11 protein-coding genes, 1 pseudogene and 1 riboswitch are annotated in these 12,947 nt (G+C 71.8%); of the genes and pseudogenes, 5 read left to right on the top strand and 7 right to left on the bottom strand.

Going from position 1 to position 12,947, the window contains the following annotated elements:
• The coding region (locus HN013_RS31600; RefSeq protein WP_398981180.1) for a cobalamin biosynthesis protein CobG at window positions 1-896 on the bottom strand (896 nt) is incomplete at its 3' end.
• 301 nt (window positions 897-1,197) lie between these two features.
• Window positions 1,198-1,283: riboswitch (cobalamin riboswitch) on the top strand.
• A gap of 112 nt (window positions 1,284-1,395) precedes the next feature.
• On the opposite strand from HN013_RS31600, the gene cobN reads away from it, so the two are divergent.
• The 5 genes from cobN (at window position 1,396) to HN013_RS31575 (ending at window position 7,665) form a co-directional block, all read left to right on the top strand.
• Window positions 1,396-5,025, top strand: coding sequence for a cobaltochelatase subunit CobN (cobN, locus tag HN013_RS31595; protein ID WP_171172372.1), 3,630 nt, complete (start codon window positions 1,396-1,398; stop codon window positions 5,023-5,025).
• Between the two features lie 114 nt (window positions 5,026-5,139).
• The gene (locus HN013_RS31590; RefSeq protein ID WP_171172370.1) at window positions 5,140-5,844 is read left to right on the top strand and encodes a Crp/Fnr family transcriptional regulator; all 705 of its coding nucleotides are present in this window, start codon (window positions 5,140-5,142) and stop codon (window positions 5,842-5,844) included.
• Between the two features lie 207 nt (window positions 5,845-6,051).
• Window positions 6,052-6,930 (top strand): hypothetical protein, encoded by an 879-nt coding sequence (locus HN013_RS31585; protein WP_171172369.1) that lies wholly within the window; start codon window positions 6,052-6,054, stop codon window positions 6,928-6,930.
• Window positions 6,927-7,448, top strand: a complete 522-nt coding sequence (locus HN013_RS31580; protein ID WP_171172353.1) for a hypothetical protein — start codon at window positions 6,927-6,929, stop codon at window positions 7,446-7,448. The genes HN013_RS31585 and HN013_RS31580 overlap by 4 nt, the downstream gene beginning before the upstream one ends.
• Before the next feature lie 70 nt (window positions 7,449-7,518).
• The gene (locus HN013_RS31575) at window positions 7,519-7,665 is read left to right on the top strand and encodes a hypothetical protein (protein WP_171172367.1); all 147 of its coding nucleotides are present in this window, start codon (window positions 7,519-7,521) and stop codon (window positions 7,663-7,665) included.
• Window positions 7,666-8,107: 442 nt separating this feature from the next.
• Here the strand turns inward: HN013_RS31575 and HN013_RS31570 are convergent.
• From HN013_RS31570 to HN013_RS31545, 6 genes and pseudogenes are all read right to left on the bottom strand, one after another.
• Window positions 8,108-8,548, bottom strand: a pseudogene (locus HN013_RS31570) (esterase/lipase family protein); the annotation flags it as partial.
• Between the two features lie 42 nt (window positions 8,549-8,590).
• The gene (locus HN013_RS31565; protein WP_171172363.1) at window positions 8,591-9,826 is read right to left on the bottom strand and encodes a wax ester/triacylglycerol synthase domain-containing protein; all 1,236 of its coding nucleotides are present in this window, start codon (window positions 9,824-9,826) and stop codon (window positions 8,591-8,593) included.
• A gap of 126 nt (window positions 9,827-9,952) precedes the next feature.
• Entirely contained in the window at window positions 9,953-10,720 is a 768-nt protein-coding gene (gene uppS / locus HN013_RS31560) for a polyprenyl diphosphate synthase (protein WP_171172360.1), read from the bottom strand.
• On the bottom strand, window positions 10,717-11,466 hold the full coding sequence (locus HN013_RS31555; protein ID WP_171172359.1) for an HAD family phosphatase: 750 nt from the start codon (window positions 11,464-11,466) through the stop codon (window positions 10,717-10,719). Before HN013_RS31555 ends, uppS begins: the two co-directional genes overlap by 4 nt.
• Window positions 11,463-11,738 carry a hypothetical protein gene (locus tag HN013_RS31550; RefSeq protein ID WP_171172357.1) on the bottom strand — a complete coding sequence of 92 codons (276 nt, stop codon included), beginning with the start codon at window positions 11,736-11,738 and terminating at the stop codon, window positions 11,463-11,465. The genes HN013_RS31555 and HN013_RS31550 overlap by 4 nt, the downstream gene beginning before the upstream one ends.
• Window positions 11,739-11,986: 248 nt before the next feature.
• The gene (locus HN013_RS31545; RefSeq protein ID WP_171172355.1) at window positions 11,987-12,613 is read right to left on the bottom strand and encodes a hypothetical protein; all 627 of its coding nucleotides are present in this window, start codon (window positions 12,611-12,613) and stop codon (window positions 11,987-11,989) included.
• Window positions 12,614-12,947: the final 334 nt, after the last annotated feature.

The raw sequence follows: 12,947 nt of genomic DNA, 5'->3' as shown, positions 1-12,947 counted from the left end.
CCGCGCCAGGGCGTCACGCGCAGTTCGCCGGAGCCGTCCTCGGCGGCGGTACGGGCGAGCAGCCGCCACTGGGCGGCGGTCAGCCGGCCGAGGGGGGCGGCGAGCGAGAGGGCCGTGCGCCCGTCCGGGCCGGGCACCGGGCCCGGCGCCGGGACGGCGGGCCGGGCCGGGGGGACGGCCGTGGGTTCGGCGGTGATGCCGGCGTCGGCGAGGCGGCGGGCCAGCGCGGTGACGTCCGGGCGTCGTCCGGCGGGGAGTTCCGTCACCCGCCACGCGGTGCCGCCGTGCCCGGCGAGGAAGTGCCGGGCCGCGACGACGGCCGCGCCTGGTGCGTCCGCGGCGGGTATGCGCAGGCCGGGGCCCCCGGCGGCATAGCAGAGCACGGCCTGCCCGCCGTCCGGGCCTGCGATCAATGTCACATCCGGGGTGAGGGCGGCGATGTCGCCGCGGCCGTCGTCCAGACCGAAGAGGAAACGCCCCGAGAGGGCGGTGACCTCCTCGTCGGCGCAGAGGAGGCGGTCAAGGGCGCGGACCCATGCCCGGAGGTCCGCGTGGCCCTTCCCGTCCAGGCCGGAGAGGGGGGAGGCGGCGACGTTCCTGACGCGCTCGTGGCGGTCGGAGGGGAGGAGGCCGGCTGCGCGGAGGCGGTGGCCGAGCTCGCCGCCGCAGGTGGGGGCGAGGCCGCGCAGCTGGATGTTGCCGCGGGAGGTGATGTCGAGGTTGCCGTCGCCCAACTCCTCCGCCAGGGCGGAGAGTTCCTCCGCCTGGCATGCCGTCAGCAGCCCGCCGGGGAGCCGGACCCGTGCCAGTGCGCCGTCGTCCGCGGTGTGCAGGCGGAGGGCGCCCGGGCAGGCGTCGCCGCGGTCGCGGCGGGGGGAGGTGGGGGTGGCGGGCATGGCGGCGAGCATACCGACGGGGTCGGGGAGGGGGTTTGCCCCGGTCCCGCCCTTCCTCCGTTCCCGGGGCGCTGCCCCGGACCCCGGTATCACGGCTTCGCCGCGAGGTCCTCAATCGCCGGACGGGCTGGTTGTGCGCCCGGGCGCACACTTCAGCCCGTCCGGCGATTGAGGACGCGCGCCGCAGGCGCCGCTCGGGGGTGCGGGACCGGCGCAAACTCCCCCCACCACCCCGAACCCGCAGGTCGCTACTATGGCTGATCGGCGGAGCCATCCGCCGACGCCAGCGACGGCGCCAGGGGAGGAAGCCGGTGGAACTCCGGCACGGTCCCGCCACTGTGAGCACGGCAGTAGCACGCAGCACACTGCCGGGCGAGTCAGGAACTCCCGCCGTCCTCCAACCGCCCGGGGCGCGGACCCCGAGGAAGGCCAGCCGCAGCATGCGCATGTTCCGGTCCCGCGCACCCCGGGCGACCCTCGACGCATTCGGGAGCGCCGCGTGATCCTTCTCCTGTCGACCTCCGACACCGACCTGCTCAGCGCCCGCGCGGCTGCTGCACAGGGCGGCCCGGTCCCGTACCGGCTCGCCAACCCCTCCCGGCTGCCCCTGGAGGACCTTCCGGAGCTGCTGGACGGCGCCGACCTCGTCGTCGTCCGTCTCCTCGGCGGCGTCCGCGCCTGGCAGGAAGGGCTGGACCAGCTCCTGGCGACGGACAGGCCCGTTGTCGTCCTCACCGGTGAACAGGCGCCCGACGCACAGCTGATGGAGCACTCGACCGTGCCCATCGGCATCGCGGCCGAGGCGCACGCCTACCTCGCCCACGGCGGTCCGGCCAACCTCGAACAGCTCGCGCGCTTCCTCTCCGACACCGTGCTGCTCACGGGCCACGGCTTCGAACCGCCGGCCGTCGCACCCGCCTGGGGCGAGCTGGAGCGCGCCGCGAACCCCACGCCGGACGGCCCGACGATCGCGGTGCTCTACTACCGGGCCCACCACATGAGCGGCAACACGGCCTTCGTGGACGCCCTCTGCGGAGCCGTCGAGAACGCGGGCGGCCGGGCGCTGCCGCTGTACGTCGCCTCCCTGCGCGCCCCCGAGCCCGAGCTGATCGAGGCCCTGGGCCGGGCCGACGCCGTCGTCACCACCGTCCTCGCCGCCGGCGGCACCCGCCCGGCCGAGGCGTCGGCGGGCGGCGACGACGAGTCGTGGGACGCCGGCGCGCTGGCCGGCCTCGACGTGCCGATCCTCCAGGCCCTGTGCCTCACCGGCCCGCGCAGCGCCTGGGAGGAGAACGACGAGGGGCTGTCGCCGCTCGACGCCGCGACCCAGGTCGCCGTCCCGGAGTTCGACGGCCGCATCATCACCGTCCCGTTCTCCTTCAAGGAGGTCGACGAGGACGGCCTGCCGGCCTACGTCGCCGACCTCGAACGCGCCGCCCGCGTCGCCGGGATCGCCGTCCGCCACGCCCGGCTGCGGCACATCCCGGCCGCCGAGAAGCGGATCGCCCTCGTCCTCTCGGCTTACCCCACCAAGCACTCCCGCATCGGCAACGCCGTCGGCCTCGACACCCCCGCCAGCGCCGTGGCCCTGCTGCGGCGGCTCCGTGAGGAGGGGTACGACTTCGGCACCGAAGAGGTCCCCGGCCTCGCCTCCGGCGACGGCGACGAGCTGATCTACGCCCTGATCGAGGCCGGCGGCCACGACCAGGACTGGCTCACCGAGGAGCAGCTGGCCCGCAACCCCGTCCGCATCCCGGCCGCCGACTACCGGCGCTGGTACGCCGAACTCCCCGCCGAACTCCGCGAGGCCGTCGAGGAGCACTGGGGCCCGGCTCCCGGCGAGATGTTCCTCGACCGCAGCCGCAACCCCGAGGGCGACATCGTCCTCGCGGCCCTGCGCCGCGGCAACCTGCTCATCCTCATCCAGCCGCCGCGGGGCTTCGGCGAGAACCCCATCGCCATCTACCACGACCCGGACCTGCCGCCGTCGCACCACTACCTCGCCGCCTACCGGTGGATCGCCGCCTCCCGCGAGGACGGCGGCTTCGGCGCCGACGCCATGGTCCACCTCGGCAAGCACGGCAACCTGGAGTGGCTGCCCGGCAAGAACGCCGGCCTGTCCGCCGCCTGCGGCCCGGACGCGGCCCTGGGCGACCTCCCGCTCGTCTACCCGTTCCTCGTCAACGACCCGGGTGAGGGCACCCAGGCCAAGCGCCGCGCCCACGCCACGCTGGTCGACCACCTCGTCCCGCCGATGGCCCGCGCCGAGTCGTACGGCGACATCACGCGCCTGGAGCAGCTGCTCGACGAGTACGCGCAGATCTCCGCCATGGACCCGGCGAAGCTCCCGGCGATCCGCGCCCAGATCTGGACCCTGATCCAGGCCGCGAAGCTCGACCACGACCTCGGCCTGGAGGACCGCCCCGACGACGACGGCTTCGACGACTTCCTGCTGCACGTCGACGGCTGGCTGTGCGAGGTCAAGGACGCCCAGATCCGCGACGGCCTGCACGTCCTCGGCGCCGCGCCCACGGGCCCCGAGCGCGTCAACCTGGTGCTGTCGATCCTGCGCGCCCGGCAGATCTGGGGCGGCACCTCCGCCCTGCCCGGCCTGCGCGAGGCCCTGGGCCTGGACGAGTCCGCCGCCACCCGCACCACCGCCGACGACGCCGAGGAGCGGGCCCGCGCCCTCGTCGAGGCGATGGAGGAGGCGGCCTGGAGCCCGGAGGCCGTGCCCGGCGTCTGCGCCGGACTCCCGGACGGGCAGCGGGACGCCGCCGCCGCGATCCTCTCCTTCGCGGCCACCGAGGTCGTCCCGCGCCTCGGCGCCACCACCGACGAGCTCGACCACGCGGTGCACGCCCTCGACGGCGGCTTCGTCCCGGCCGGCCCGTCCGGCTCGCCGCTCCGCGGCCTCGTCAACGTCCTGCCGACCGGCCGCAACTTCTACTCCGTCGACCCCAAGGCCGTCCCCAGCCGCCTCGCCTGGGAGACCGGCCAGGCCCTCGCCGACTCCCTCCTGGAGCGCTACCGCACCGACAACGGCGAGTGGCCCACGTCCGTCGGCCTGTCCCTGTGGGGAACGAGTGCGATGCGCACGGCTGGTGACGACGTCGCCGAGGCGCTGGCGCTGCTCGGCGTCCGGCCGGTGTGGGACGAGGCGTCGCGACGGGTCACGGGACTCGAAGCCGTATCCCTGGAGGAACTGGGCCGTCCGCGCATCGACGTCACCCTGCGCATCAGCGGCTTCTTCCGCGACGCCTTCCCCCACGTCATCGGCCTCCTGGACGACGCGGTGCGGCTCGTCGCCTCCCTCGACGAGCCCGCCGAGCACAACCACGTCCGCGCCCACGCCCAGGCCGACCTCGCCGAGCACGGCGACGAACGCCGGGCCACCACCCGGATCTTCGGCTCCCGCCCCGGCACCTACGGCGCCGGCCTGCTCCAGCTCATCGACAGCCGGGACTGGCGCACGGACGCCGATCTCGCCGAGGTCTACACGGTCTGGGGCGGCTACGCCTACGGCCGGGGCCTGGAGGGCCGGCCGGCCCGTGCGGAGATGGAGAGCGCCTACAAGCGCATCGCGGTGGCCGCGAAGAACACGGACACCCGCGAGCACGACATCGCCGACTCGGACGACTACTTCCAGTACCACGGCGGCATGGTCGCCACGGTGAAGGCGCTCAAGGGCAGGGCCCCGGAGGCGTACATCGGCGACTCCACCCGGCCGGAGACCGTCCGCACCCGCACGCTCGTCGAGGAGACCTCGCGCGTCTTCCGCGCCCGTGTGGTCAACCCCCGCTGGATCGAGGCGATGCGGCGCCACGGCTACAAGGGGGCCTTCGAACTCGCCGCCACCGTCGACTACTTGTTCGGCTATGACGCCACCACCGGGGTCGTCCCCGACTGGATGTACGACAAGCTCACCCAGACGTACGTCCTCGACGAGGAGAACCGGGCGTTCCTCCAGGAGGCCAACCCCTGGGCGCTGCACGGCATCGCCGAGCGACTGCTGGAGGCGGAGAGCCGCGGCATGTGGGCCAAGCCCGACGCGGAGACGCTGAACTCGCTCCGGCAGGTCTTCCTGGAGACGGAGGGCGAGCTGGAGGGCGGGGCGGACGAGGAGTAGTCCGCTGCCTTCTGCCGGGCGCGCCGCCTCCCGTGACGCGGTGTGCCCGGACTCCTTCATCTCGCGTCGCTGTGACGCGCGTTACATCTACAGTCCTCCCATGGACGAAAGCCCATGGACGGAAAGACAGAGCGGCCGGACCCGGCGCTGGGCGTCCCCTTCGCCAAGCTGGCCGGCGAGCCGTTATGGAAGGAACTGCTCCGTGAGGGGTGGCCGCGCCGGCACCGGGCCGGCGAGACCCTGCTCCGGCAGGGGGCCGCGGGGACGCACGTCCTCGCCCTGACCGACGGGGTCGTCAAGGTGCTCCGGGTCGAACGGGACGGCCGCGAGCGCGTGCTGGCGTTCCGGGGCGCGGGTGACGTGGTGGGCGAGGCCGCGGTGCTGGAGGACAGCGAGCGGCGGCTCGCCTCCGTGGTGGCCATAGGGGACGTCACGGTCGTGGTGGTGGAGAAGCGCGGGTTCACGCGCTTCGTCGCGCGGCACGGCCTCTCGCCGGTGCTCACCCGGCACGCCCTGACCCGGCTGCGCGAGTCCGACCGGGCCCGCGGCGGCTGCGGTTCGCGGGAGCGGGTCGCCCGGGCGCTGCTCGCCCTCGCCCTGGCGTCGGACGGCGGCCGGACGGGCGACGGGACCGAGCTGTCGGTCACCCGCGCCGAACTCGCCCAGTACCTCGGGGTGTCGAGGAACACCGTCAGCGCCGCGCTGCGCGGGATCGGCGACCGGGTGGTCGCCGCCGAGCGCGGCTGCGTCGTCGTCCACGACGTGGCCGCCCTGCGGGCCGTGGCCAGGGAGACGGACGGGCCGCACGCGGATACGTGACGATCGTCACGCGCGCTGTGCACTTGTGGTGCACAGGCCGGTCCATGACTCCAGAAGCATCTGAAGGGAGCCCGGCACCCCTCCGGGGGGAACGGGGTGCCGGGCGAAGCCCCTTTCCGAAGCCCTCCGAAGGCCCTGGAACGCCTTCTTCGGGGAACCTTCAACCCGGAACGCTTCGGAACCCCTTCGGACCCGAGGAGCCGTCCCATGTCCCCGACCGACATCCCGTCCACCGGCCCGGCGCCCTGGAGCGTCAGCCGGGACCTGCCGCCCTACCGGGGGATCCTCGCCGTGGACGCCAAGGACTTCACCGGCAGACCCGCGGTCGAGCACGCGTCGCTCACCACCGTCATCCCCCAGCTCCTCGGCCGGGCGTGCGACCGGTCGGGGCTCGAACGGCTCTGGCAGGAGCGGAAGTTCGCGAGCAACACGGGCGACGGCTTCGCGCTGGGCTTCGACCCCAGTGCCCTGCCCCGGGTGATCCACCCCTTCCTGGGCGAGCTCCAGGAAGTCCTCACCGACTACAACATCCACGCCACCGGCACCGGCCGGATCCGGCTCCGCGTCAGCCTCCACGTCGGGCCGCTGCCGGACTCCGGCGCCCCGGGCGACGGCAACGGCACCCCGCGCAACGACACCCACCGGCTGCTCGACTCCCGCCCGGTCCGGGCCATCCTCGCCGCGTCCAGCGAGAGCATCACCCAGGTCGCCGCGATCCTCTCGCAGCGGGTCTTCGAGGACGCGGTGCTCTCCGGGTACACCCGCCGCCACCCGGACCAGTTCATCGAGGTGCCGGCCACCGTCGAGGGCAAGAACTTCCAGCAGCGGGCGTGGCTGTACGTACCGGCGCCGTCCGGCAACCTCTACGACCGCCGGATCCTCGGCGAACCGGCCGCCGGGGGACCGGCTGTCAGGGAACCCGTGGTGGAGCGGCCGCCCGCCCCGGGACCGGCCCCGCGGAGCACCACCACCATCAACAGCCACGACAACCGCGGCTTCCAGAACAACAACGGCGCGGTGGAGGGCGGCCAGCACGCCTACTTCGGCCGCGACCCGCGGGACGACGGCCGGGAGGCGGACCGGTGACGGACACCCTCGCCGCCGCCCTGCGGGAGTTGCCCACGCGGCTTGAGGACGGCGACGAGCCGCCCGTCCCCGCGCCGGACGCGGAGGCGGAGTGCGAACGGGACCTGGGCGAGGCCGCGGCCTCCGAGTTCAGCCATCGCTTCCAGACCATCAACATCTGGGGGAACAAGGGCTTCCTCAACGTCTCCGACATCGTCCGCGGCGGCCAGCACGCCGACACCGCCGGTGACACGGAGCCGTCCGGCGCCTCCGTCCGGGGCGACGGTGTAGAGCTGCGGGAAGGCGACATCTCCGCGGAACGGACCGCGCTGGCCCTGGAGGGATTCGCCGAACCCCCCTGGTTCGACGAGGCCCTCGCCCGGCTGCGCGACCGCGTCGTCTTCCTCGTCGGCCGGGAGGGCACGGGCCGCCGCACCGCCGCCCTGAACCTCCTCTCCCGTCACACCGGCGGCTCCGGGCTGAGGGCCCTCGGCTCGCCGCCGTCCTCGGCGGTCCGGCCGGCGTACCGGACGCCCTGATTGTCGAGCGTGAGACCCGCAGCCCAACTCATTCGGAACGATCAGCAAGGCGGAGCAATAGTCAATGGTTGTGGGTGAGCTGATTTCAGCTGTCGCTGCGGTGGTTGAGGCCGATCCTGGCGGTGCTGCGGATCCGTTTGGTGCGGCCGGCTTCGACGAGGATCTCGATGGCCTCGGTGTTGGTCCCGGCGGTCTTGAGCTGGAGCCAGTTGGATGACGAGAGCAGGTGCTCCGGGGGCTTGGAGGGAACCTTGTCGAAAACCCAGTGGCTGGGTGGCCGAGCCGGTTGCTCAAATCCGCTGGTCGGGGGGCTCGCGTGGCTTGTGCCCGTGAGCTGGGCGTGTGCCTGGGAGGGGGTACAGTCCCGACGAGTGGCAGGGTAGCGGATCCGGCTCTGGAGGTCCGCACCTCCTGTGTGGGTCCTGGAAGGCAGGGCTGCTACCTGGTGTTTTGTAGGTGAAGCTGAGGTCCGGTGATCGGCTGAGCCGTGCCACTGGACATGCGCACCGGCGCCCCTGGGCCGTCGAACAGCACTCTGCGGTGGGCGTCGTCACGGCAGATGGTCGAGATTAGTGAATCGTGACCGGCCTCCTTCTCCCGTCCTGCGTGTCCGGCGCATCGGACGACGTCTCGCCTTGGCGGAGCACGGCCCGGCCGGCGGGGAGAACCCGCGTGAGCGCGTGGAGTCCCAGCAGGGTGGTGCCGTGGTTGCTGGGCGCGAGGCCGACAAGGTGGTGGGTTTTGGGGGCGCCGCCGAGGAACCTCAGGTAGTAGCGCGGCATCATGCCGCCCTGCGAGTGGCCGACGACGTCGACCTGCCGGGCGTGCGTCGTCGCGAGGACCTCGTCGACGAACGAGGCGAGTTCACGGGACGACCGGGCGATCGGTCCGAGGCCGGCCAGCCCGGGAGCGTCGGGGACCCGCCCGTAGTCCAGGGAGAAGACGCAGTACCCGCGCCCCGCGAGGTGGCGCGCGAGCGCGGGCCAGGTGGCGGCGGAGCCCAGCCATGTGCCGTGGACGAGCACGACGGGACGCCGGTGGGCGGCCGACGGTCTGCAGTCCCGGTCGTTCCACCCTCCCCGAGGCCCGGCGCCGGCTGTGAACCGCGATTACGGGGGGAAAGCGGTTTGTATACCGACCTCTCAGTGCGCGTGGTGCAGGTGGGTGATCTGGTTGCGCCAGCGCTGGTGAAGGGTGTCCATCCCCGGAAGGGCGGGGTCGCTAACGAAACAGACCGAGAGCTGGTTCTGGTAGGTCACCGCAAGCGTCACCAATGGGTAACTGTCGGCCCGGACCATCAGGGGTTCGATTCGCGTGACAGGGTGGCTGGTGAAGGCCAGCGGGTTGCGTAGATACAGACTGGACACCGCCAGGTTTCCCCAAGCGGGTCGGGCGGCTTGGCGGGTGAGTCGCCTTCCCAGCAAGGAGGGGACGGCGTTGTTGAGGTTTCTCAGCGCGCTCTTGGTGCCGGCGTGTTTGACCTGGAGCAGTTGCTGGGCGCAGGCGCGCAGGTCGTCGGCGGGAAGACGGAAGCGGACGGGGACCATGCGGCTGCCGACGGCGGCGGCTTCGTGGGGGTGGCGGAGGTTGGCGGCGATCGTGATCTCGACCGCGTCGCGCGGGAAGTCCAGCCGGTGCTCGGCGGCCCAGTCGGCGACCGAGCGGGCGATGCCCCAGGCATAGACGTCCGCGCGGCTGGCATCGGGGTGGTCCAGCCAGTTCAGTGGCAGGTTCTCCCAGTGGAAAACGCGCTGGCCCGAGCCGGTGAACGGGGGCAGGGGCCAGATGGTGGAGCGGCTGGCGGTCGAGGCGAGCAACCGGGCGGCGACAGCGTAGTGGCGCGGTGTGGGTCGTCGGCCGCCGGGGGCGATGGTCGCTGAGGAACGGGGTACGGGGCCAAAAAGTGTCTCCAGGGTGTGGGCGATGCCCGCCCAGTCGTGGACGCCATGGTGGACCCGGTAGAACAGCACGTAAGCGTCGTCGGCGTAGCCGTGGATCAGGGTCAGGTCCCACTCGGATCGGCCGGGGTCAAAGGGGGTTGCGGTCAGTTCTCCCACGGCCGCGTTTAGGCAGGTGGTGACTGTCTCACGGACGTGGTGGGTGAGGTCGGGTTGTTGTTCCCGCCAGCCGTCCTGGGCGAAAACGCAGCGCAGGACCGGCAGTCGGTCCAGGTGGTCGGCAATATGGCTGCGCAGGGACGCCAGGTCCGGGGCCTTGCCGGCGAGGTGGACGATGGCTCCGATGCGCAGGTGGTCGGCGGCGTGGAAAAAGGCGTCTACCGGGTTGGGCCGGCCGTGAACAGGGACGAAATCAGCCAGCGAGGGTCTGGCGTGTGAGGACGCGGTCATCGACGAGGGCGCTTTCTGTGAGGCGGACACCTGGTCTTCCACTGGTGGGGCGCCGCGGGCCGGAGCACCGCCGGCGGGGTGAGATCCTGCCGCCAACAATGCCGGGGGTGCCGTCGCAGGCTCGGCCGGGGGCGTCGAGCTGCTGGGCCGCGCGGCCTAGACTCCTCGGCGCGCGTCCTGAGAGCGGTAGAAGTGCAGGGCCTGTTCGAAGTTGTCGCGGGTGAAGTCGGGCCACTTGATCGGGGTGAAGTACAGCTCGGCGTACCCGGCGTGCCAGGGGCACAGGTCCGACAGGCGTTGGTCACCGGCGGTGCGGATGATCAGATCCATCTCGGGCTGCTCCTTGGTGGCCTGGGTGGCGATGGCTTCTTCGGTCAGCGGCTGGTCGGGGTGCTGGGCCACGAAGTCGTGAACTGTCTGGATCAGTAGCGAGCGCGTGCCGGTGAGCAGGATGGCCACGCGGCGTTCGGTGATGTGGTGGGTGGAGTCGGCGGCTTGGCGCATGGCGTGGATACGTTCGGTGTGGGTGGCGGCGAACTGGTGGCCGGGCAGCAGGATGCGCCAGCGTTGGTTGTGGGCGATGCGCTGGATGAAGTTCTCGATGATCTCGAACAGCGCGGTCACCTCTTGCTTGGAGCGTTTGGTGGTGTTGTTAGTGCTCATCAGGGCGTAGGTGACGTCGGGGATGCCAGCCTGGTCGCACCAGATCAGGGACTCTACGATCTTGTCGGCGCCAGCGCGGTGTCCCTCGTCGACCGTCAGGCCGTGGTGCTTGGCCCAGCGGCGGCTGCCGTCGGGCACGAAGTGGAGGTGGGACAGGACCCGTTCGCGGGGAGCCGTTGGCGGGGCGAGCACAGCGCCGGCGGTGGCGTCGGCGGAAATGCTGGCGAGGGTGGCGGTGTCGGAGAGGGCGGAGGTGGTCATGGGAGCAGGGGCCTTTCTGGATGGAGTTGCGTAATCGCGGTGATGGTGGTCAGTGCGTCGGTGCGGTCGATGACGGGCCAGGTGCGCAGGCAGGCGGTGAGCAGCAGCGATGGCTCCGGTTCGAAGACCAGGGGGTGGCCGACCAGTTCGAACAGGTCGCTTTCGGCCGAGGAGTTGCCGACCGCGACCCAGTCGGCCATCGCCGACTTTCCGGGGCCGGTCAGCGGCCACGGCTGTCCTTGGGCGAGCAACTCCTCCAGCAGCTCGCCCAGGGCCTGGTGTTTGCCCCCAGCCATGGCCGGCGCGGCAAGCAGGGTTCCGGTGTAGTGCCCGTCGCGGATCTCCAGGCGGGTGGCTGACCATCGGTGGAACCCCAGGTCGCGGGCGGCCCACTGGATGATCTCGGCCGGGCTGCCCGAGATCAGCCATAGCTGGTAGCCGTGCCGGCCCAGCAGTTCCAGCGCGGGGCGCACATAGGCGAACAACCGTGTTCGCGAGCGTTGCCAGACCTGCTGGGACAGGGCGGCCACAGCGGCGGCGGGGAGGTCTTGGAAGGTGCGTTGGAGTAGCCGGTGTGTGTCCAGGGCCATCTGCTGGTAGCTGAGGGCGTCTGCCCGGTAGGCGGCCAGCACCGCGGTGATGGCGTTGAGATCAACGGGGAAGTGGTCGGCCAGCGCGCATGCCAGGTCCAGGGCCAGTGCCCCGGGTAGCAGCGTGCCGTCCATGTCGAAGATCGCCGCTTTCACGCGGGGCCGCCCTGGTGGCTGTGGCGCGGGGCGCGAACCGGTTGGGGGAGGCCGAAGATGATGGTCTCGACCGCGACCGGGTCGGCCTCCTGGATCTGCAGGGGCCCCATCTGAGCCCTCTGGTCGAGGGTGGCCTGGGCCAGGGAGGGGGGCGCGGACGCGCCTGCGGTCAGCCCGATGACGGTGGCGGCCGAGCCCAGAGCCACGACGGTGATGGCGGTGACGGCGGCGCCCACTCTGCGCAGCAGGCTGGAGGCCGCCCGACCAGGCATGCCCGGCCGGCCTGTTCGCATGAGGTGTGGTGTCCGATCTGGCTCGCGCGGCCCCCCTTGCGTATCTCCGGACGTGCCGCGTCATCGTCCGGGCAGGATTTCTCCTCCCGGACGCTCCGATCCAGCACAGCGGCAGGACGTGGATTCCCCGTACGGCGGTCCGAGACTTGAGCACCCGGTACCGGTACCCAACGGCCTACGGCGCCCACCGATGCTGGGCTCACGCCGACGGGCCCCGGACGTCACTGTCAGGCGGCAGTGACATCCGCGCTGCAGGTGCCCAGAACGTCCCCGCCAGTCGCGGTGCCGGGCCCGAACGTGTTGTTCAGCACCGTGGCGAACCCCGGAGTGAGCTTCGAGGTGAGACCGTCCACATGTACCTTGACCTGGAGGGGCAGCAGCGACGTCAGCTCTGGGGCGAAGTTCGTGGGAATGCTGTACTCGAACGCCGGCATCCGCACGCCCTGGGGCATGGTCGGTGTCTTGACCACAAACGTCACCTGACCCTGCGGCAGCGCGGCATCGGGGGCGGACACGTCAACCTTGGTACCGAGTGCGTTGGTGAACGTAAAGCCGCCGGTTCCACTTGCGGCCAGTGTGATCGCCGAGGCCAGCGCCGACGGCGTCGTCAGGCTGGCAGGGTCCGCATTGATCAGGAGCTGACCAGTGGCGTCGGTGAACGCCGTACTCGGCCCGGTGATGTCCGACGCCGGACTGGGCGACGACAGTGTGATTCCGGGCTTGCTCCAGGTGAGTGAACACTCAGCACTGCCGCTGCCCACCGCGACCGGGATGGGCCCCTGGGCGTATGCCACCGCACTAACGGCGGTCAGTGTCAGCGCACCGACGCTGGCGAACACAAATATCTTTCTCATGGCACGTCCAACGGAGTTGAGAGGGGAAAGGGGCACGCGCCCAATCCTTCTCGACCACCGCCCGGACCGCACCCCCGCAGATGCTGAGTGGGTGACGAGACCCGCTCCCTTTTCTTTCTGGTCTCACGGGTGGCAAGCCCGCGTTGACCACCCCGATGAGCCGAGCACCGAGCACTGCAAACATGCGGTGAAGCAACCGCCCATCCGCCCTTAGAGCTCGTAACACGATCTTGTTGATCGTGGCTGGTCGGCCGTGACGTGGGCGGTGTTCCGGCCGTTCGTGATGGCGTGAGGAAGCGGCCGTGGATCGTGGACGACGAACTATGGGCAGTGA

Origin of the sequence: Streptomyces sp. I05A-00742 (genome assembly GCF_013055795.1) — a bacterium.
Taxonomy (GTDB): Bacteria; Actinomycetota; Actinomycetes; order Streptomycetales; family Streptomycetaceae; genus Streptomyces.
Note: the sequence above shows the minus strand (reverse complement) of the source record. Positions and strands in the feature narration are given on the sequence as shown.